At 53.5% G+C, this 20,050-nt stretch carries 17 protein-coding genes and 1 pseudogene; 13 read left to right on the top strand and 5 right to left on the bottom strand.

All coding sequences use genetic code 11. From position 1 onward, the window contains the following. Positions 1-73: 73 nt before the first annotated feature. Complete coding sequence (locus HPC37_RS02100) at positions 74-727, top strand: chalcone isomerase family protein (protein WP_208121590.1); 654 nt, start codon at positions 74-76, stop codon at positions 725-727. 17 nt (positions 728-744) lie between these two features. Here HPC37_RS02100 and HPC37_RS02095 read toward each other — a convergent pair whose 3' ends face one another. Together HPC37_RS02095 and HPC37_RS02090 are read right to left on the bottom strand one after the other, a co-directional pair. Beyond that, positions 745-1,059 (bottom strand): DUF4298 domain-containing protein, encoded by a 315-nt coding sequence (locus HPC37_RS02095; protein ID WP_208121589.1) that lies wholly within the window; start codon positions 1,057-1,059, stop codon positions 745-747. After that, entirely contained in the window at positions 1,059-3,617 is a 2,559-nt protein-coding gene (locus tag HPC37_RS02090; protein ID WP_208121588.1) for a penicillin-binding protein 1A, read from the bottom strand. The genes HPC37_RS02095 and HPC37_RS02090 overlap by 1 nt, the downstream gene beginning before the upstream one ends. A 120-nt stretch (positions 3,618-3,737) precedes the next feature. Here HPC37_RS02090 and HPC37_RS02085 point away from each other — a divergent pair, with 120 nt between their 5' ends. The 8 genes and pseudogenes from HPC37_RS02085 to HPC37_RS02050 all read left to right on the top strand — a co-directional run bounded on the left by HPC37_RS02085 (position 3,738) and on the right by HPC37_RS02050 (position 9,912). Beyond that, the gene (locus tag HPC37_RS02085) at positions 3,738-4,541 is read left to right on the top strand and encodes a hypothetical protein (RefSeq protein ID WP_208121587.1); all 804 of its coding nucleotides are present in this window, start codon (positions 3,738-3,740) and stop codon (positions 4,539-4,541) included. Next, the gene (locus HPC37_RS02080) at positions 4,531-5,067 is read left to right on the top strand and encodes a hypothetical protein (RefSeq protein ID WP_208121586.1); all 537 of its coding nucleotides are present in this window, start codon (positions 4,531-4,533) and stop codon (positions 5,065-5,067) included. Before HPC37_RS02085 ends, HPC37_RS02080 begins: the two co-directional genes overlap by 11 nt. Then, positions 5,060-5,653 (top strand): hypothetical protein, encoded by a 594-nt coding sequence (locus HPC37_RS02075; RefSeq protein ID WP_208121585.1) that lies wholly within the window; start codon positions 5,060-5,062, stop codon positions 5,651-5,653. Before HPC37_RS02080 ends, HPC37_RS02075 begins: the two co-directional genes overlap by 8 nt. Further along, on the top strand, positions 5,589-5,936 hold the full coding sequence (locus HPC37_RS02070; RefSeq protein ID WP_208121584.1) for a hypothetical protein: 348 nt from the start codon (positions 5,589-5,591) through the stop codon (positions 5,934-5,936). Before HPC37_RS02075 ends, HPC37_RS02070 begins: the two co-directional genes overlap by 65 nt. A 7-nt stretch (positions 5,937-5,943) precedes the next feature. Then, on the top strand, positions 5,944-7,245 hold the full coding sequence (gene pilQ, locus HPC37_RS02065) for a type IV pilus secretin PilQ (RefSeq protein WP_208121583.1): 1,302 nt from the start codon (positions 5,944-5,946) through the stop codon (positions 7,243-7,245). A 205-nt stretch (positions 7,246-7,450) separates the two neighbouring features. After that, the gene (gene aroK / locus HPC37_RS02060) at positions 7,451-7,966 is read left to right on the top strand and encodes a shikimate kinase AroK (protein WP_345789996.1); all 516 of its coding nucleotides are present in this window, start codon (positions 7,451-7,453) and stop codon (positions 7,964-7,966) included. An 8-nt stretch (positions 7,967-7,974) separates the two neighbouring features. Further along, positions 7,975-9,065, top strand: a pseudogene (aroB, locus tag HPC37_RS02055) (3-dehydroquinate synthase). Continuing rightward, positions 9,058-9,912 (top strand): Dam family site-specific DNA-(adenine-N6)-methyltransferase, encoded by an 855-nt coding sequence (locus HPC37_RS02050; RefSeq protein WP_208121581.1) that lies wholly within the window; start codon positions 9,058-9,060, stop codon positions 9,910-9,912. Before aroB ends, HPC37_RS02050 begins: the two are co-directional and overlap by 8 nt. On the opposite strand, the gene HPC37_RS02045 is transcribed toward HPC37_RS02050, so the two are convergent. Then, entirely contained in the window at positions 9,899-10,210 is a 312-nt protein-coding gene (locus tag HPC37_RS02045; protein WP_208121580.1) for a DciA family protein, read from the bottom strand. The two genes, HPC37_RS02050 and HPC37_RS02045, sit on opposite strands and share 14 nt — an antisense overlap. Before the next feature lie 94 nt (positions 10,211-10,304). Here HPC37_RS02045 and secM point away from each other — a divergent pair, with 94 nt between their 5' ends. The 3 genes from secM (at position 10,305) to mutT (ending at position 13,819) form a co-directional block, all read left to right on the top strand. Continuing rightward, positions 10,305-10,601 carry a secA translation cis-regulator SecM gene (gene secM / locus HPC37_RS02040; RefSeq protein WP_208121579.1) on the top strand — a complete coding sequence of 99 codons (297 nt, stop codon included), beginning with the start codon at positions 10,305-10,307 and terminating at the stop codon, positions 10,599-10,601. Positions 10,602-10,664: 63 nt separating this feature from the next. Then, on the top strand, positions 10,665-13,358 hold the full coding sequence (gene secA, locus HPC37_RS02035) for a preprotein translocase subunit SecA (protein ID WP_208121578.1): 2,694 nt from the start codon (positions 10,665-10,667) through the stop codon (positions 13,356-13,358). Between the two features lie 50 nt (positions 13,359-13,408). Next, complete coding sequence (gene mutT, locus HPC37_RS02030; protein ID WP_208121577.1) at positions 13,409-13,819, top strand: 8-oxo-dGTP diphosphatase MutT; 411 nt, start codon at positions 13,409-13,411, stop codon at positions 13,817-13,819. 7 nt (positions 13,820-13,826) lie between these two features. Here the strand turns inward: mutT and HPC37_RS02025 are convergent, their stop codons facing one another. Next, positions 13,827-13,976 (bottom strand): hypothetical protein, encoded by a 150-nt coding sequence (locus HPC37_RS02025; RefSeq protein WP_208121576.1) that lies wholly within the window; start codon positions 13,974-13,976, stop codon positions 13,827-13,829. Between the two features lie 31 nt (positions 13,977-14,007). After that, a complete protein-coding gene (gene mltF, locus HPC37_RS02020; protein WP_208121575.1) occupies positions 14,008-15,489 on the bottom strand; it encodes a membrane-bound lytic murein transglycosylase MltF in 1,482 nt (493 codons plus the stop codon). Between the two features lie 169 nt (positions 15,490-15,658). Here mltF and purL point away from each other — a divergent pair, with 169 nt between their 5' ends. After that, positions 15,659-19,549 carry a phosphoribosylformylglycinamidine synthase gene (gene purL / locus HPC37_RS02015; protein WP_208121574.1) on the top strand — a complete coding sequence of 1,297 codons (3,891 nt, stop codon included), beginning with the start codon at positions 15,659-15,661 and terminating at the stop codon, positions 19,547-19,549. The last annotated feature ends 501 nt before the right edge of the window (positions 19,550-20,050 follow it).

Raw genomic sequence — 20,050 nt, 5'->3', positions numbered from 1 at the left:
AGCTTAAGGCTGGCATCTTGCTCAAATGGCGCAATTGTGTTTCAATTGCGCCACTATTCGCTTTAGAGGCAAAATGAGATTGAAATGGTTTAAACCGCTACTGTTTTGCGCGCTGCTTGGCTTTGGCCAATCGGCTTTTGCGCAGTGGATCCCACTTGGCACTGTTGATTACAAATGGGGCCCGTTTCATATTTATACCATCACGCTGTTTAGTGAAGATGGGCAGTACAAAACTGGCCAACGCCCGTTAATGCTGACCTTGAAATACGCCAAACAGGTGGAAGGCAAAAATTTTGCCATCACGTTGAAAAAAGAGCTTGATAGCATCGCCCCAGACGTGCCAAAAGAAACCCGCGCGCAGTGGTTCACCCAGCTTGAAAAGGCGCTGCCTGATTTTCACCCCGAAGACAGCTTAAGTTACATCGCGCTGGAAGACACAGGTTATTTTGTCCTCAACGACACTGTGCTGGAGCCGCAATTTAGCCCTGAGTTTAATCAGGCCTTTTTGAATATTTGGTTGTCTGATAACAGCAGTTTCAAACGCATGCAGGCCAAATTGCTGGGCAAAGACAAAGAAAAGCCAGACGAAGAGGCAACACCACCGGCCGAAACCTCGCCAACGCCACAACTTGAAGCCGAGCCGATTCGCCCTGATGTGAAAGACCCTGAGCCTAATAACACGCCCGAGGCGCCTCGCGTGCAAGATGATACAAAAAGTGCGGTTTGATGACCGCACTTTTTTTGTTATAACGATTTGGCTAAGCGCTTTAACCACGCAATTTTGAGTTGATGAAATTCGGTTGAAATATTCCAAATACCATCTTCACTGGCGCAGGCATAGTGCTTGCCCGCGGCGTCTAATTTCTCAATATCGGCAAGCCAGAGCCAGGTGCCATCAAAATAAAACGCCTCCAAGGCGCTGATGTTGCGCTGCGCGGCCTGCCAGCGTTTTTCAAACTCCGCCAATGCTGCAAGGTCACGCTGGGCTTGAGCAAGGCGTGTGTCCATTTGCGCAAACTCCGCGCAAATGTCCTCTAATGATTTTTTCTCTTGCGCCATCAGAATAACTCTTCTGCTTTCGGGCCACTGCCGTCGCCACGGTCAATCATGATTTTATAACCGCGTTCTTTAATGTGTCGGCGCACCGGCTCCGTGCCTTTGATAAAGTATTCTTTAAAGCCACCGCCGAGCAAGCCGCTGGCTTTGTCGATGCGTTTTTCCACTACGTTTTCAGGCATTTCATCTTTGCGTTGTGGCACGTCTTTGAGCACGGCTTGCATGTAGCTTTGCCACGCTGGCATGGCGGTAATTGCACCCGCCTCACCACGGCCGAGGTCAAATTTATTGTCATCAAAGCCAACATAAACTGCGGTGGCTAAATCAGCACCAAAGCCGGCGTACCACGCCACTTTGTTGTTGTTTGTAGTCCCGGTTTTGCCGCCGAGATCATCACGCTTGAAGCTGTTACCCATGCGCCAGCCGGTGCCCTTCCAGCTGCTGCCCTTTTCGCCATACACAGCGGTGTGCAGCGCGCTGCGCATTAAAAAGGCCAATTCGCCTGAGATCACACGCGGGGCAATTTCAGGCTCTTTTTCATCGGAGTCTGCCAGCAGTTTAGGCGCTTGAGTATCGTCGAGTTGTTTGTTTTCAATTTGCAACTCAGGGATATCCGGCACACTGTCGGGTTGTTGGTCTGGGTCCCCGTCGGCTTGCGCGGCTGGCGTGACCGCACTTGGGTCTTTTTCATCCGCGGTGTCTAAAAACGCCAGTTTTTCTTGCTCGCCATAAATCACCGGGATGTCGTTGCAGGTAAAGCACGCCACTTTCGGATTGGCGCGATACATCGTTTTGCCCTCGTTGTCTTCAATTTTGGCGATCAAATACGGGTCAATCAAAAAGCCGCCGTTATCAAACACGGCGTAGGCGCGCGCCATCTCCAGCGGGGTGAATGAGGCAGCACCGAGTGCAAGCGCCAGTGTCGCCTGGTATTGGTCACGCTTGAAGCCAAAACGCGGGAGGAAATCCGCGACATAATCAATGCCTACCATTTGGGTGGCGCGCACCATCATCACGTTTTTCGACTGCCCCAGTCCTTGGCGCAACCGCAGCTGGCCGTCGTAGCGATTCGGTGAATTTTTCGGCGACCACGGTTTTTGCCCCTTAATGTACACGGTAATCGGGCTGTCGTTTAAAATAGTCGCCAGCGTCAAGCCTTTATCCAGCGCCGCGGCATAAATAAACGGCTTGATCGATGAGCCCACCTGCACCATTGATTGTGTGGCGCGGTTAAATTTGCTCTGGCCATAACTAAAGCCGCCGACAATCGCGACAATCGCGCCGTCGTGGCTATTGAGCGAAACCAGCGCCGAGTTGGCGTGCGGGATTTGCGCAAGCACCCACTCTTGCTTGCTGTTTTGGCGAATCCAGATTTGATCGCCTGAGCGCACTTTGCTGTTTTTCGCGCTTGCGCCAGCCCATTTCATGCCCGAGAACGGTAAATCCAAGGTTGAACCATCAGCGAGCAACAAATGCGCGCCACTGGCATTGGTGGAAAGTACAGCGGCGGGGATCAGCGGCTGGCTGTCAGGCAGCTTGCGCAAAAAGCCCGTAATGCGCGCTTCATCCCACGGCGCTTCATCGCTTTTCCACAACGGCGCACCACCCCGATAACCGTGGCGCATGTCGTAGTTAATCAAATTATTGCGAAGTGCGGTTTGCGCGTCGCGTTGGTCATCAGAGTTGATGGTGGTGAACACTTTGTAGCCTTTGGTGTAGGCGTTTTCTTCGCCGTAGAGTTTCACCATCTCTTGGCGCACCATCTCCACCACATAATCGGCTTGGAAATCAAGCTGGCTGCCGTGATAGCTCGCCTTCAGCGGCTCGTCTTTTGCTTGGGTGTATTCCTCTTTGGAGATATAGCCCTCATCAAGCATCCGACCCAGCACCACATTGCGCCGCTCGGTGGCGCGCTTGAGGGAATAGAGCGGGTTCATGGTCGAAGGCGCCTTCGGCAGGCCGGCAATCATCGCCATTTCGCCAAGGCTGAGCTCCTGCAAACTTTTGCCAAAATAGGTTTTGGCCGCGGCCGCCACGCCATAAGAGCGGTAGCCGAGATAAATTTTATTGAGGTATAAGTTTAAGATCTCGTTTTTATTGAGGTTTTTTTCAATTTCAATTGCCAACACAGCCTCTTTGACTTTGCGCAGCAGTGTTTTTTCAGGCGAGAGATAGAAGTTACGTGCCAGCTGTTGGGTGATGGTGCTCGCCCCTTGGGAGGCACCGCCATTGGTGATCGCCACCCACACGGCGCGAGCAATCCCAACTGGGTCTAGCCCGTAGTGATCATAAAAACGGCTGTCTTCTGTTGCCAACACGGCGTGAATCAGCTGCGGCGGGATGTTTTCAAGGGCAACCGGGATGCGCCGCTGCTCGCCGATTTCGCCAATGAGTTTGTTATCCGCGGTGTAAACCTGCATCGGTTGCTGCAGCTCAACGGTTTTGAGCGTTTTGACATCGGGCAGCTCTGATTTGATGTGATAATACATAATGCCCACCGCAACGCAGCCGACAATCAGGAGCGTGAGCAGTGAACTTAAAACGATTTTTACGATCTTCATCGAAAATTTCTCTCTTGCCAATCGTGATCTTCTCTCAGGTGCGTTATAACGTTTCGTGCAAGCACCTGTTGTGCAACTTTAATTCGTAACCTTACTATGATACCGCAGGATTGGCAAACTATGGAAAACTTTATCGCATTTTTTGCAAAAGCACGCCGCCCCAAGCCCACCGTCGGCCTTGCCCTTTACGGTGAAACGCTGTGTGCCTGCGTGCTCGACGATGAGCAAAAACCGCACTATACAAGGCTTGCACAAACGCAAGGTGCGCTCAACACGCCCATCGCGGGCTTGCCTTGTGCGCTCAAGCACTGCCAGCCAGTGGCGAGCCTAGATTTCAGCCAAGTGTGGTATAAAGCGGTGATCACCCCCCACAGTACGCCGGCGACGTGTCATCAGCAAGTGCTGCAAATTTTAAGCGAAAATCTGCCACTGCCGCCTGCGGCGTTGCATTTTGACTACCACGCCCACGCGCTGCAACATGAGGGCACGCGCCGGCAAATTGATTGTGTGGAAATCATCGCCTGCAAACGCGAGCACCTGCAAGCGGTGAACAAAACGTTTTCGCCACTGCCACTCACCGCACTTGACTCCCGCGCCCATGCGCTGCACCGCGCATTTGCCTTTGCCGCACCCGAGGCGGGTGAAAATGCGCTTTATCTTTACCTCACGCGCGATCTGTGTTGCCTAATCCACGCCCAAGCCGCGCCACTCAACTTCCTCTACCATAGCGATCTTGAAGGCGCCCTGAGCGCTTGGCAAAGCCGCTTTGGTAAGCTCAAAATTGAACATGTGGTGATTTACAACACTACCGATTGCACGCTCAACTTGCCTTGGGCGGTGGCGCAAACCGCACTTTGTACCCAAGAGTTTACCAACCTCACCGCACTGGGCTGCGCGCTGTGGCAAAGGAGGCATGATGCTTAACCTCCAGCCTTGGCGTGAACGCGCGCTGAAAACACGCGTTGTCAAGCTGACCGCACTTTATGTCGTCACGCTTAGCGTTGCTGCGCTGGTGGCGGTGTGGCTCAACGAGCAACAAGCGCACACACTAGCGCAAATCAACACCACTCAGCAGGCGATCACCGCCTTGCGTGGGCAAAATCAAACCGTGCAACAGCAGCTCAATTTGCTGCAAAAAAGCCAGCAAAGTAGGCAGAAAATTCAGCTTTTGGCCGGCAAAGTGCGGTTTGTCGATTTTATGCAACTGCTCGGCGAGCTTGGCTGGCAGCAAGGGCGGCTGACGCTAGCCGAAATAGACGCCAGCCGGCGTGACCAACAGCTGCTGCTTGAAGGGGAGCAGCTCAGCGAGCAAGAATTTGAACAGCTGCAAGAGACCCTCGCCCACCACTGGCTGGCCGACGGCAATGACGAGCGCAACAAGTTGACCCATTTTGTGGCGGATCACAATGGCATCAGCTTTCGCCTAATTAGCGGGGTGAGTGATGACTAACATCGCTCAGTACGGCAAACTCTGGCAGTGGGCGCACCTCAAAGGCCGTTGGCATGGCGTGATTGTGCTGCTGCTTTGCGCCCTCGTGCTCGGCCAAAGCCTGTGGCGCCATCAACACCTTAACCAACGACTGCAAAAGCTTGAGCGAGAGCGCACAACGCAGGCGCAAACCTTAACGAAAAAGCAGCAGTTGCTGACCGTGTTGGAGCAAAAACGGCGCGACAACGCGCATCATCTTAAGCAACAAATGGCCAGCGTGGTGCCTGAGGTCAACCGCCAGCTGCTCGATTATGTTGCCCAATTCCCCCACATCGCGTTGGATACGCCGCAGTGGCAGTTCGACCAGCAAACCACGCTTGGCTTGCAGTTTTCAGGCCCGTTTTTGAGCCTCGATGAAATGCTGCGCACGCTGCTGTCACGCTTTGGCAACCTCACGCCGATGCGCTTGAGCCTGCAAAGTGGACTTGACCAAAGTGCGGTGCACGCGCAAGTGGACTTTTTATCACGAACAAGGAGACACCATGACCCGTTTTTGGCTTGTGTTTTTGACCGCACTTTTACCGCACGCCGCTATCGCGGCCAGTGACCCATTCAACCACCAAGCGCCCAGCGCGCCAGCTTTGACGACGAAGGCCAACCCGTGCGGCGAAATTGGGCTGATGAGCGACAGCCCGATTGATCAATACAAACCTATTGGGCTGATTATCCACCACGACACGCCGCATATTCTGCTCAAGCTCGAAGGCGATGTGCTGCTGGCTGAAGTGGGGAATGTGATCGCCAACGAGTGGCAGATCAGCGAAGTGGCGCAGCGGCACATTGTGCTGCGCCACTGCCGCGATAACCTTGAAAAAATCTGGCAGTTGTGAGGTGAGCATGCGCATTTGGAGTATTATCTTAACCGCACTTTTCACCCTCACCGCCAGCGCCGCACCGATGACGCTGTGGCTTAAACAAGCGCCACTGGCAGACACCTTGCAATTTTTAGCACTGCTGGAAGATAAAAATATGATCATCGACGATGACGTGGAGGGCCATGTCAGCCTGCGGCTGCGCAATGTGAGCTTTGAGCAGGCCGTCAACAGCTTGGCGAAAACACACAAGCTTGAGGTCAGTCACGAGGAAGGGACGTATTTTGTCGCCAATGCCTTGCGCGCCAAAGCCAAAAGCATCGTGCCGCTCAGTGAGGGGCCGACGATCAGCACGCGGCGAGTGAAGTTGCGTTATGCCAAAGTCGGTGAGCTCATTGAGGTGCTCAATCCGAAAACGGGCAGCCTGCTCTCGGGCGATGGCCGCATCAGTGGCGATGCGCGCAGCAATAGCCTGATTTTACAAGACACGCCCGAACAGCTCAAGCATTTGGTGAAATTGGTGCACGAGCTTGACCAGCCCAGCCAGCAAGTGTTGATTGAAGCGCGCATTGTCACCATCAGTGACGAAAGCATGCGCGAGCTGGGCGTGCGCTGGGGGCTGTTTCAACCCAGCGAAACAGCAAGTGCGGTCACCGGCAAGCTTGGCGGCAATGGCTTTAACAACATCGACAACCAGCTCAACGTGAACTTTGGCAACAGCTTTGCCACCGCCGCGGGCGTGACGTTACAGGTGGCGAAGATTGACTCGCGCTTACTGGATTTGGAGCTGACCGCACTTGAGCGTGAAAACAACGTCAATATCATCGCAAGCCCGCGCCTTATCACCACCAACAAGCAGCCAGCGAGCATTAAGCAAGGCACCGAGATCCCTTATGTGATCAACGCCAAAGACACGCAAAACGTGGAATTTCGTGAAGCGGTGCTTGGCCTTGAGGTCACGCCGCAAATCTCCCACGATAACCAAATTTTGCTCGATTTGACCGTCAGCCAAAACGCGCCCGGGAAAAATATTGCCTATGGTGACAATCAGATGACCACCATCGACAAGCAAGAAATTCAAACGCAAGTGGCGGCGCAAAACGGTGAAACCATTGTGCTCGGCGGTGTGTTTCACGACACCATTAGCGATCACCAAGACAAAGTGCCGCTGCTTGGCGATGTGCCTGGCATCAAGCATCTTTTCTCGCGCGAGAACAAGCGCCACACCAAACGCGAGCTGGTGATTTTTGTCACACCGCACTTGGTGAAAAACAGCCCACAGGCCAAGCCTGCAAAAGTGAATAAAGCCTTTCATTACGGTTTTTAATAAAAAGTGGTTTCAGTGGTTGAAAAAGGGGGCGATTTATTGCGATAATTAGCCCCTTAATTATTTGTTGAAGTGTTAGGGGTTATTTTCTTTCCTAGTGTTCTCTTGTGGCCCGCCCCTTGCCTTTAACTTGCCTGTGGTCGCACCCTGCGGCTTTCCAATCACTAACGAATAAGAACACAATAACAATGGCAGAAAAAGAAATATTTTCTTAATTGGCCCGATGGGTGCTGGGAAAAGCACTATCGGCCGCCAGCTTGCACAAAATTTGGGCATGGATTTTGTTGACTCTGATTATGAAATTGAACAACGTGCAGGCGCCGACATCGGTTGGATTTTTGATGTTGAAGGTGAAAGCGGATTTCGTAAACGCGAAAGCCGCATTATTGATGAGCTGACCCAACGCCAAGGGATTGTGCTCTCCACCGGCGGCGGTGCCATCATTTCAAAAGATGCCCGCAATCATCTCTCCGCCCGCGGCATTGTGGTTTATCTTGAAACCACCGTTGACAAACAATACGAACGCACACTGCGCGACAAAAAACGCCCACTGCTGCAAGATGTTGACGACCCACGCCAAGTGCTCGAAGATTTAGCCCAAGTGCGCAATCCACTCTATGAAGAGATTGCCGACATCACCATCAGCACCGACGAGCAAAATGCCCGCACCATGGCCAATCAATTAATGGACTTAATTGACGAATTTACCTCAATCAACTAGGACAGACTATGACATCGGTGAACGTTGAACTCAAAGATCGCAGCTATGACATTGCCATTGGCGAAAAGCTGTTGCAATCCGCCAGCGCTTTTGCGCCGCTCAAATCCGGCGACAAGGTGATGATTGTCACCAACCCAACCGTGGCGGGCTTTTATCTTGACACGCTCAACCGCACTTTGCGTGAGTTGGGCTGTGAGGTGTCTAACGTTCAACTCCCCGATGGTGAAAAATCAAAACCCTTGAGTCGTTAAACCTGATTTTCACCGCACTTTTAGACGAAAAACACGCGCGCGACACCACCATTGTCGCCCTGGGCGGCGGTGTGATTGGCGATGTGGCCGGCTTTGCGGCGGCCAGCTTCCAACGCGGCGTGCGCCTTATTCAAGTGCCCACCACACTGCTCTCGCAGGTGGATTCCTCCGTTGGGGGCAAAACCGCCGTCAACCACCCGCTGGGGAAAAATATGATTGGCGCGTTTTATCAACCTGCCAGTGTGGTGATTGACACCACTACCTTGCGCACCTTGCCGATGCGGGAAGTGTGCGCAGGCCTGGCGGAGGTGATCAAATACGGTGCGATTTTAGATTACGACTTCTTCTGCTGGCTGGAAGAAAACATCGACCAGCTGCTCGCCCTTGAGCCGACCGCACTTTCCCATTGTATTCAGCGTTGCTGCGAGCTTAAAGCGATGGTGGTGGCCAATGATGAAAAAGAGCACGGCCAACGCGCGCTGCTTAACCTCGGCCACACCTTTGGCCACGCGATTGAAACCCACTTGGGCTACGGCAACTGGCTGCACGGTGAGGCGGTGGCCACCGGCATGATGATGGCCGCGGCGCTCTCACACCGCTTGGGTGACATTAGTCGCGACGATGTTGCCCGCCTCGAGCGGCTGCTGGCGCGTGCCAATTTGCCAACGGTGTCGCCAGACGGCATGAGCGCCGAGGATTACCTGCCGCTGATGATGCGCGATAAAAAAGTGCTCAAAGGGCAATTGCGCTTGGTGCTGCTGAAAAAACTTGGACAGGCCTACGTCAGCGCGGTGGATGATATTGATAGCGTGAAAGCCGCTATCAACGATTGCAGTCAATTTGACTGATGATGGCCCGCTCCCCTGGCATGGTTGGCAAGCACCGCCCTTTTTAAAGTGGGCGGGAGGCAAATTTCGCTTAATTCCCGAGATTAACAAACTGCTGCCAAAAGACAAAAGCTGCCTGATTGAGCCTTTTGTCGGCGCAGGGTCGGTATTTCTCAACAGCCAGTTTGAGCGCTATATTCTCTGCGATCTCAACCCTGATTTGATCGCCCTTTTTGAGATAATTAAACGCGATGTGGAGCATTTCATCAACGAAAGCCGCCGATTATTTGAGCGCGATGATGCCAACAGCGCCCATGTTTATTACCAGCAGCGCAGTGCGTTCAACCAATCACAAGACCCATTTGAGCGCGCGCTGATTTTTCTCTACCTCAACCGCTTTGGCTACAACGGATTGTGCCGCTACAACAGCAAGCAGCAGTTCAACGTGCCTTTTGGCGCCTATGTGAAGCCCTATTTCCCTGAAGAAGAGATTCGCTATTTCCACCACAAAGCGCAAAAAGCCACCTTTGTGTGCGCCAGTTTTGAGCACAGTTTTGCTTTTGCCAATCAAAGTGCGGTCATCTATTGCGACCCACCTTATGCACCACTGGCGCAGCTGTCCAACTTCACCCATTACGCAGGCAGCGCTTTTGGGCTTGAGCAGCAGCAACTGCTTGCCCAACTATCCCGCCAAAGCGCCCTTGAAAAGCACTGCCCTGTGCTGATTTCAAACCACGACACGCCGTATACCCGCAAGCTTTACAAAGGGGCGAAAATTAAAAAAATCCTGGTGCAGCGCCACATCAGCCAAAACGGCACCCAGCGCACTAAAGTTGGGGAGTTGTTGGCGTTGTTTAAGGCAAGTTAGCGTTCATCGCAGGGTTGAGCTGAAACTCAATGCGCTCGACCTGCAAATGGCGCTGGGCTAGGGCGAGAATCTGCCCTTGTTGAAAGAGCAACGCTTGGCGCACGACCGCACTTTGCACCTCACAGCACAACACCCCTTCACGAAATTGAATCACCCGAAACACCCCTTGCCACTGCGCCGGCAGGCTTTTTTGCAGCTCGGCATTAATGGCGTTGATCGCGCTGGCGTGCTGGGCGATTTTGCCCAAAGTGCTGTGGGCTAAAATGGCGGTGATATTTTTGGTGTGGTTGCGTTTCATGGCTTGTTTTTCGTAAAATTGACGCCATATCTATGACAAGGCGAGGCGTTTGCTTTATAATACGTGGAATTCTACTTTGACTGGCAAGGCGTGTATGTATCGTTGTAACACAAAACCGCACTTTTGGTCGCAATTATGGCTAGGCATTATTGCGATCTTTTCTGTGTCTGTCAACGCTCAGCCCACACCCGCGCAAGAATACCGCCAAGTTTATCACATCTCGCAACTGTGCGAGCATGAGCGCGTGCTGCAACAGGTGCGCACACTGCATGCCGAGCGCGCCCGCCCGCAAACCCAGCGCGTGCAACCGCACTTTGCCTATTTGGCGCCACTTTATCGCGCGCCACTGCACGCCAATGCGCCCATTCGCGCAGGCCCCCATTTTGCCTAACCGCCAATTTAATTAACTCAGGCTTTGCCTGCCTTTTTCTATTTTTAAAACGAAGAATTTATTATGTTAAGAACTATTGCAACCAAATTATTTGGCAGCCGCAATGATCGCGTGCTGCGCCGTTTAGGCAAAATTGTTAAGCAAATCAACCAACTTGAAGACGACTATGCGGCACTGAGCGACGAGCAACTGCGCGCCAAAACCGACGAATTTAAAGCGCGCCTTGAGCAAGGCGAAACGCTGGAAAAAATCATGCCAGAGGCCTTTGCCACCGTGCGCGAGGCCGCCAAACGTACACTCGGCATGCGCCCGTTTGATGTGCAACTGTTAGGCGGCATGATCTTAAACGATCGCTGCATTGCTGAGATGCGCACCGGGGAGGGGAAAACGCTCACCGCCACGCTGCCGTGTTATCTCAACGCCCTCACCGGCCGCGGCGTGCACGTGGTGACCGTCAATGACTACCTCGCCCGCCGCGACGCGGAAACTAACCGCCCGCTGTTTGAGTTTTTAGGCATGACGGTGGCGGTCAACGTGCCAGGGCTGTCGGGTGCGGAAAAACGCGCTGCCTATGCTGCGGATATCACCTATGCCACCAACTCCGAGCTGGGTTTTGACTATTTGCGCGACAACCTTGCCCACTCGGCGCAAGAGCGCTTTCAACGCCCGCTATTTTATGCCTTGGTCGATGAAGTGGATTCCATCTTAATCGATGAAGCGCGTACTCCATTGATTATCTCCGGCCAAGCGGAAGACAGCTCTGAGCTTTACATCGCGATTGATAAATTGATACCGCACTTGGTCTTTCAAGAAAAAGAAGACACCGAAGAATACACCGGTGATGGCGACTACACCTTGGATTTGAAAAACAAACAGGCCTTTTTGACCGAGCGTGGGCAAGAGAAAATCGAGCAACTGCTGGTGGAAGCCGGCTTGATGAACGAGGGCGACTCACTCTATTCCCCGTCAAAAGTCACCTTGCTGCACCACGTGTATGCCGCCTTACGCGCCCACACCTTGTTTGAGCGCAATGTCGATTACATTGTCAAAGACGGTGAGGTGATCATTGTGGACGAACACACTGGCCGCACCATGCAAGGCCGCCGCTGGTCTGAAGGGTTACACCAAGCGATCGAAGCCAAAGAAGGCGTGCAAATCCAAAACGAAAACCAAACCACTGCGTCAATCACCTACCAAAACTACTTCCGCTTGTATGAAAAACTCGCAGGTATGACAGGTACAGCGGACACCGAAGCTTTTGAATTCCAACAAATTTATGGGCTTGAAACCATCGTTGTGCCAACCAACAAGCCGATGATCCGCGACGACCGCACGGATTTGATGTACAAAAGCGAAGAAGAGAAATTCAACGCCATTGTTGAAGACATCAAAGACGCCGTGGCGCGCAATCAGCCTGTGCTGGTGGGCACCATCTCGATTGAAAAATCTGAGCTGTTGTCCAACATTTTGACCAAAGCGGGCATCAAGCACAACGTGCTCAACGCCAAATTCCACGCCCAAGAGGCGGAAATTGTAGCGCAAGCTGGCGCACCAGGTGCGGTCACCATTGCCACCAACATGGCTGGCCGTGGGACGGACATTGTGCTCGGCGGGAACTGGAAGGCCGAAATCGCCGCGCTGGAAAACCCAACTCAAGAGCAAATTGACAAAATCAAAGCCGACTGGGAAGAGAAAAACCGCATCGTGATGGAAGCCGGTGGCTTGCACATCATCGGCACCGAGCGCCATGAATCACGCCGCATCGACAACCAATTGCGTGGCCGCTCAGGCCGCCAAGGGGACCCAGGCTCATCACGTTTTTACCTCTCATTGGATGATGCACTGATGCGTATTTACCTCAACGAAGGCAAGCTCAACATGATGCGCAAAGCCTTCAGCGAGCCAGGCGAGGCGATGGAATCCAAACTGTTGGCGAAAGTGATTGCCAGCGCGCAAGCGAAGGTGGAATCCCACAACTTTGACGGGCGTAAAAACCTGCTGCAATTTGATGATGTGGCCAACGATCAACGCCATGCGATTTATTCACAACGCAATGATTTGCTCGATCACGACGACATTTCAGACACCATTAAGGTGATCCGTGAAGATGTGTTCAACCGCGTGATTGACCAATACATCCCACCACAATCGCTCGAAGAGTTGTGGGACGTGGAAGGCCTTGAGCAACGGCTGAAAACCGACTTTGGGCTGGATTTGCCACTGGTGCAATGGCTCGAAGAAGACAACAACCTGCACGAAGAAACCCTGCGCGAGCGCATTATGGACGCCGCCATTGCCGACTACGAGCAAAAAGAAGCATTGGTGGGCGCGGCGAATATGCGCCAGTTTGAAAAAGGCTTAATGCTGCAAACCTTAGACGAGCTGTGGAAAGAGCACTTGGCAGCGATGGATCACCTGCGCCGCGGCATTCACCTGCGGGGTTATGCGCAAAAAGATCCGAAACAAGAATACAAACGCGAGTCTTTCCAAATGTTCACCGAAATGCTTGATGCGCTGAAATTCACCGTGATTTCCACCTTGTCGAAAATTCAAGTGCGCACGCAAGAAGAGGTCGAGCAAGCCGAACGTGAGCGCCGCGCATTGGCAGAAAAGCAAGCGGCGGCGATGCAATATCACGACGGTGACAGCGATGATGAAAGTGCCCTTCAAGGTGAAGTGCCTAAAGTCAGCCGCAACGCTCCGTGTCCGTGTGGCTCTGGCAAAAAATACAAATATTGCCACGGGCGTTTGAAATAACAATCCACAATCAAAGGCAGGCTCGCCTGCCTTTTGCTTATGGAGGAAACATGGCTCAAACACAAGCCAAACCCTTAGTCAAAGTTGCCGTCGGCATCATCCGCAACGAGTTCAAACAAATCTACCTCACCCAACGATTAGAGGGTAAAGATTTTGCCCAAAGTTGGGAGTTCCCAGGTGGCAAGGTGGACCCAGGTGAGAGCGAAGAGCAAGCGCTCGCGCGCGAGCTGGAAGAAGAAATCGGGATTATGATCTTGAATTATTCGCTCTATGATCGCTTTGAGTTTGAATACCCAACCAAAATCATTGAGTTGAGTTTTTATTTGATTGAAGAGTGGGTCAACCAACCGTTTGGGCGCGAGGGGCAAGAGGGCTTTTGGATTGAGCAGCACGCGCTCGATGTGGGGCAGTTTCCACCGGCGAATAAGCGGATCATCGAGCGTTTATTGCAAGAGCGCTGACCGCACTTTAGTCATTTTCAGCCAAAAATTGCAGCCAATGGCGCTCTTCAATGCGGCTTTTCACCCGCCGATTGTGGCGCATACGCAGCAGCCGGCGGCGGTTTTGCATCAATGACAGCGACGGTTTTTTCTTAAACACAGTGCGAGAACGTTTCATATCAAACCTCAATTTTTAGCTTAGGGCTGCGCTAACGGCCGTTGGCGCTCACCTCACGGGCGGCCTCTTCTTTCGGGCTGACCGCACTTTTATCTTCTTGCTCCACCAGCGCGGGGTTGTCGGCATCAATTGCCTTTTCCAGCTCTTTGATGCGGTAGTGCTTGCGAATATTATTCATATAACGGCGGATATTTTCCACATAGGCGTAGGCCTCATAGCCGCGGGCGTAGCCGTATTTGAGCTTGTCGTAGTAGCGTTTTTCCGCCAGCAGCGGCAAGTTTTTCTTCACATCCAGCCAGTTGTCGGGGTCACCGCCGAGTTGCTTGGTTAGCCGTCTGGCATCGAGCAAATGCCCAAGCCCCATGTTATAGGCGGCCAAAGCATACCAAATTTTATCCTCTTTGTGCACGGTGTCTGGGATTTGGCGCATCAGCATATGCAGATACTCCGCCCCGCCACGAATGCTCTGTTCAGGATCGGTGCGGTTTTGTACCTTCATGCGCTCGGCCGTTTCTTTGGTCAGCATCATAATGCCGCGCACGCCAGTGGGGCTGGTGGCGTTTTCATTCCAGTGGGATTCTTGATAAGCGATCGCCGCTAAGGTGTACCACGGCAGCTCGCCGCTGTATTTTTTAAACAGCTCAGTGTATTTCGGCAGCACGTTGTCGATGGCGTCTAAATAGGTGCGCGCATCAACATAATCAAAGCTTTGCATGTGGTTGAAATACTTCTCTTCTAACCGTGCCACCAAGCCTTGGTCAAGCGCGAGGTGCATGAAATCAAGCGAAGCAGCTTGCAGCTCGCTGTAGCTGTTTTTAGAAAAATACCAATGCACGCTGGCCTCGTCGCTGACATCAAACGCCACCGCCAAATTCGGCTTAATTTGCTTAGTCGAGGCCACATCAATGGAGCTGGCAATGGCATAAGGCGCTTTGCCGTCGGCAACCATCACCAACATCTCCTCTTGCGTGAGGTTTTTATGCACCTGCCATTGCAGCTTGGCAAAGCGGGCTTTTTGCGCGCTTAAAAGTGCGGTCAGCTCTTGTGAATAGGGCACCAACAGCGGCTCTTTGATATCCGCAAACGATTTTGGCCGCTCCGCCCCTTGGCGATAAACCAGCTGCCATGACGCCGAGGTGTAACTCGGGCCCATTTGGAAATCGGCCGCGCGGCTTGGCTGAAAGCGCAAGCCCGCCGCCGCCATGTCGATTTTGCCTTCTTTTAAGGCCTCAAACAGCGCATTGTTGTTATCTAAACTCACTACCTTAAGCGCCACGCCTAAATAATCAGCAAAGGCTTTACTCAGCTCATATTCCAGCCCCTGTGGGGCGTCGGTGCCGATAAAATAATAGACAGGATTATTGAGCGTGCCGACCACCAGCTCGCCCTTTTCTTGAATGGTTTGGTAGTGATTTTTCTCGCTTAGCATGATTTTTTGCCACGGCGAAATCATATCAATCGCCCACAGCAACAGCCCCAGCGCAAAAATCACGCGCAACACTAATCCTCTCAATCATTGCTCCTTTGATGTCAACGTTTGCATTCTAGCGCGGATCGCCACGAAAACCAACTGCGATCGCCCCACGCGGCGGCAAGAAAACGAAAATGCAAATTGCTGATTAGAGATTACTCGCTTATAATATGCACAATTTCCCTCCCACAGCAACTGTATGGTACAAAAAATGATGCAAACATTTCGCGGCTCACCCGCACTTTCCGACTTTCGCCTGCAACACTTGCGCAATGCCTTTGCCACGCACAACTTGCCTGTAAGCGATTGTTATGCCGAATACATTCACTTTGTGGATTTGCAAAGCGCCCTAAACGAGCAAGAAACCGCTCAGCTGACCGCACTTTTGCATTATGGCCCAACCCTTGCTGAACACACGCCACAAGGCGAATGTGTGATTGTGATCCCGCGTTTTGGCACCATTTCTTCTTGGTCGTCCAAAGCCACCGACATTGCGCACAATTGTGGCTTGGATAAAGTCAAACGCATTGAGCGCGGCTTGGCCTATTATCTCACCTTATCCGCGCCGTTAGATGACAGCCAGCGTGAGCTGCTCCAAGGTGTGTTACACGACAGAATGTTAGAAACCACCATCACCGATCCCGCTCAAGCCCACGCCCTTTTTGAAAACCATCAACCCAAACCGTTCACCGTCGTCGATATTCTCACCCAAGGCAAAACCGCACTTGAGCAAGCCAACCGCGATTTAGGCCTCGCCCTGGCCGATGATGAAATTGATTATTTGTTTGACCAGTTCTCGCAACTCAAGCGCAACCCGGTGGACGTTGAGCTTTATATGTTTGCCCAAGCCAACTCCGAGCACTGCCGGCATAAAATCTTCAACGCGGATTGGATCATCGACGGCAGCGCACAGGCAAAATCACTGTTTAAGATGATCAAAAACACCTTTGAAAAAACACCTGATTACGTGCTGAGCGCCTACAAAGATAACGCCGCGGTGATGGAAGGCTCCACCGTAGGGCGCTTTTTTGCTGACCGCGACGGGCAATACCGCTACCACCCAGAGCGCACCGACATTTTAATGAAAGTGGAAACCCACAACCACCCAACCGCCATCTCCCCGTTCCCAGGGGCGGCCACCGGCTCAGGCGGCGAAATCCGTGATGAAGGCGCCACTGGCCGCGGCTCCAAGCCAAAAGCGGGCTTGGTGGGCTTTTCGGTGTCCAACTTGTGCATACCGCACTTTGCCCAACCGTGGGAGCGGCCTATGAGCAAGCCCTCCCGCATTGCCAGCGCGCTGGAGATTATGTTGCAAGGGCCACTGGGTGGCGCGGCGTTTAACAACGAATTTGGCCGCCCTGCGCTGCTCGGCTATTTCCGCACCTATGAACAGGCCGTCAACACCCTAGGCGCTGAGGAAGTGCGTGGCTATCACAAACCGATTATGCTGGCCGGCGGGCTGGGCAACATCCGCACCGAACACGTGGAAAAAGGCGACATCCCTGTCGGCGCGCAACTGATTGTGCTCGGCGGGCCGGCGATGAACATCGGGCTTGGTGGCGGGGCGGCGTCATCGATGGCCACCGGCAAATCGAAAGAAGATCTCGACTTTGCCTCAGTGCAGCGCGACAACCCTGAAATGGAGCGCCGCTGCCAAGAGGTGATCGACCGCTGCTGGCAAATGGGCGACGACAACCCGATTTTGTTTATCCACGATGTGGGCGCCGGTGGCCTTTCCAACGCCATGCCTGAATTGATTAACGACGGCGGGCGCGGCGGCAACTTTGAGCTGCGTAAAGTGCTCTCTGACGAGCCTGGCATGACGCCGCTGGAGATTTGGTGTAACGAATCGCAAGAGCGCTATGTGCTCGCCGTCGCACCTGATCGCCTAGACGAGTTCAAAGCCTTGTGTGAGCGCGAGCGTGCGCCATTTGCCGTGATTGGTGAGGCAATTGAGCAACCGCACTTGACCCTTAACGACGCGCATTTCAACAACAAACCGATCGATATGCCGCTTAACGTCCTACTTGGCAAGCCACCGAAAATGACCCGCGATGTGCAAAGTGCGGTTGTCAAAAGCCAGCCACTGAGCTGCGATGCTATTGATCTCAACGAGGCCGTCGAGCGTGTGCTGCGCCTGCCGGTGGTGGCGGAAAAAACCTTCCTCATCACCATTGGCGATCGCTCCGTCACCGGCATGGTGGCGCGCGATCAAATGATCGGCCCGTGGCAAATCCCTGTCGCCGACTGCGCCTTAACCACCGCCAGCCTAGACAGCTACCACGGTGAGGCGATGTCTATCGGCGAGCGCGCGCCAATTGCGCTGCTCGATTTTGCCGCCTCCGCCCGCATGGCAGTGGCTGAATCGCTGACTAACATTGCCGGCAGCAACATTGGCGATATCAAGCGCGTCAAACTCTCCGCCAACTGGATGGCGGCCGCCGGCCACCCCGGTGAAGACGCGGGGCTTTACGCCGCCGTCAAAGCCGTGGGCGAAGAGCTCTGCCCTGCCTTGGGCTTGACCATCCCGGTTGGGAAAGATTCGATGTCGATGCAAACCCGCTGGCAAGAAAACGGCGAGCAAAAACAAGTCACCGCGCCACTCTCACTGGTCATCAGCGCCTTTGCGCGGGTGGAAGACGTGCGCAAAACCGTCACGCCACAATTGCGCACCGACCAAGGCAAAACCGCACTTTTATTGATTGACTTGGGCGAAAAACACAACCGCCTTGGCGCCAGTGCGCTGGCGCAAGTCTATGCCCAACTCGGCGACAAACCTGCCGATGTGGTCAGCGCTGACAACCTCAAAGCGTTTTATCTCGCCATGCAAGCGCTGGTGGCGCAAAACCTGCTGCTCGCCTACCACGACCGTTCCGACGGCGGGCTGATCACCACGCTGTTGGAAATGGCCTTTGCTGGCCACTGCGGGCTTGAACTTGACATCAGCGAGCTTGGCGCAGCGCCTTTAAGCATTTTGTTCAATGAAGAGCTTGGCGGCGTAATTCAAGTGCGCGAAAGCGATCTAGCGCGCGTGCAAGCTGTGCTGGCCGAGCACAACCTGACCGCACTTTGCCATACATTAGGCGAGGTGAACAGCCAAGATGAGGTGACCATTCGCTTTAACGATGCGGTCATCTTCCAACGCCAACGCTCGCAACTGCGCCGCATTTGGGCGGAGTTGACCTGGCATATGCAACGCCTACGCGACAACCCAGAATGTGCCGACCAAGAGTTTGAGGCCAAAAAAGTCGCCGATGACAAAGGCTTCAGCGCACACTTGAGCTATGACCCAAGTGACGACATTTGCGCGCCATTCATCGCCAAAGGCGTGCGCCCACGCATCGCGGTGCTGCGCGAGCAAGGGGTGAACAGCCATGTTGAAATGGCCGCCGCCTTTGACCGCGCGGGCTTTGACGCCATCGACGTACACATGAGTGACTTGAGCGCGGCGCGCTATAACCTGCAAGACTTCCAAGCCTTTGTCGCCTGCGGCGGGTTCTCCTACGGCGATGTGCTCGGCGCCGGCGGTGGCTGGGCAAAATCCATTTTGTTCAACCCGCAACTGCGTGAGCAATTCAGCCAATTTTTCACCCGCGACACGCTCGCACTCGGCATTTGCAATGGCTGTCAAATGCTCTCAACCTTGGCCGAGATTATCCCTGGCACCGAGCATTGGGGGCGGTTTGTGACCAATAAATCCGAGCGGTTTGAAGCGCGCACCGCGTTGGTAAAAATTGTGGAAAACAACTCTCCGTGGTTTGCGGGCATGGCTGGCTCGCAAATGCCGATTGCAGTGGCACATGGTGAAGGCCGCTTGGAGCTGCAACGCGAGGGGCAATTGGCGCAATTGTGGGCGAATAATCTCGTTTGCGCGCAATTTGTAGATAACAATGGCAACCCAACCGAGCGTTACCCTGCCAATCCGAACGGTTCAGCTGATGGGATAACCGCACTTTGCAATCTCGACGGCCGTGTGGCGGTGATGATGCCGCACCCTGAGCGTGTGTTCCGTACGGTGAGCAATTCGTGGCACCCTGATAACTGGGGCGAAGACGGCGCGTGGATGCGGTTGTTCCGTAATGCGCGCGTGGCGTTGAAGTAACTGCCTTTGTCGTTGTAAACAAAACCGCACTTTAAAAGTGCGGTTTTTTGTTGCTCGCCATTTTGCGCTGGCGCTCGGCGCGCGCGGCCATAACTCCGATATCTCTATCGCCGTTCCGCCTGCGGCGGCTTAGGGGCTTGTTTGCGCAAGCACCTCCAAACCCAACGCACCCCAGGTTCGCCGCTGGTCGTGCTGCGGCTGCGTGGTTATTTAACCGTTCGAATTTTTAGCTTGCCCGCTACGCGGGCTTCAGACACGAAAAATTCTCACTGATAACCACTGCGCTCCGCACTAGCGGCTCTATGGGGCCCAAAAACACCACAGCCATTCACGAGGGTTAAAATACAAAGTGCGGTCGAGACGATCGCAAAACCGCACTTTTAAATCACGTTTAACCGCACTTTATCTTTTCAAAAAATAAAATTTAATGATGCGATCCGCCCCCGGAATAAGATGCTTGAGCGGGTGCCTAAAGTGCTAGGTCGAGTGAGGGTGTGATCC

This window comes from Spirabiliibacterium mucosae (assembly GCF_014884965.1).
Lineage (GTDB): Bacteria > Pseudomonadota > Gammaproteobacteria > Enterobacterales > Pasteurellaceae > Spirabiliibacterium > Spirabiliibacterium mucosae.
Note: the sequence above shows the minus strand (reverse complement) of the source record. Positions and strands in the feature narration are given on the sequence as shown.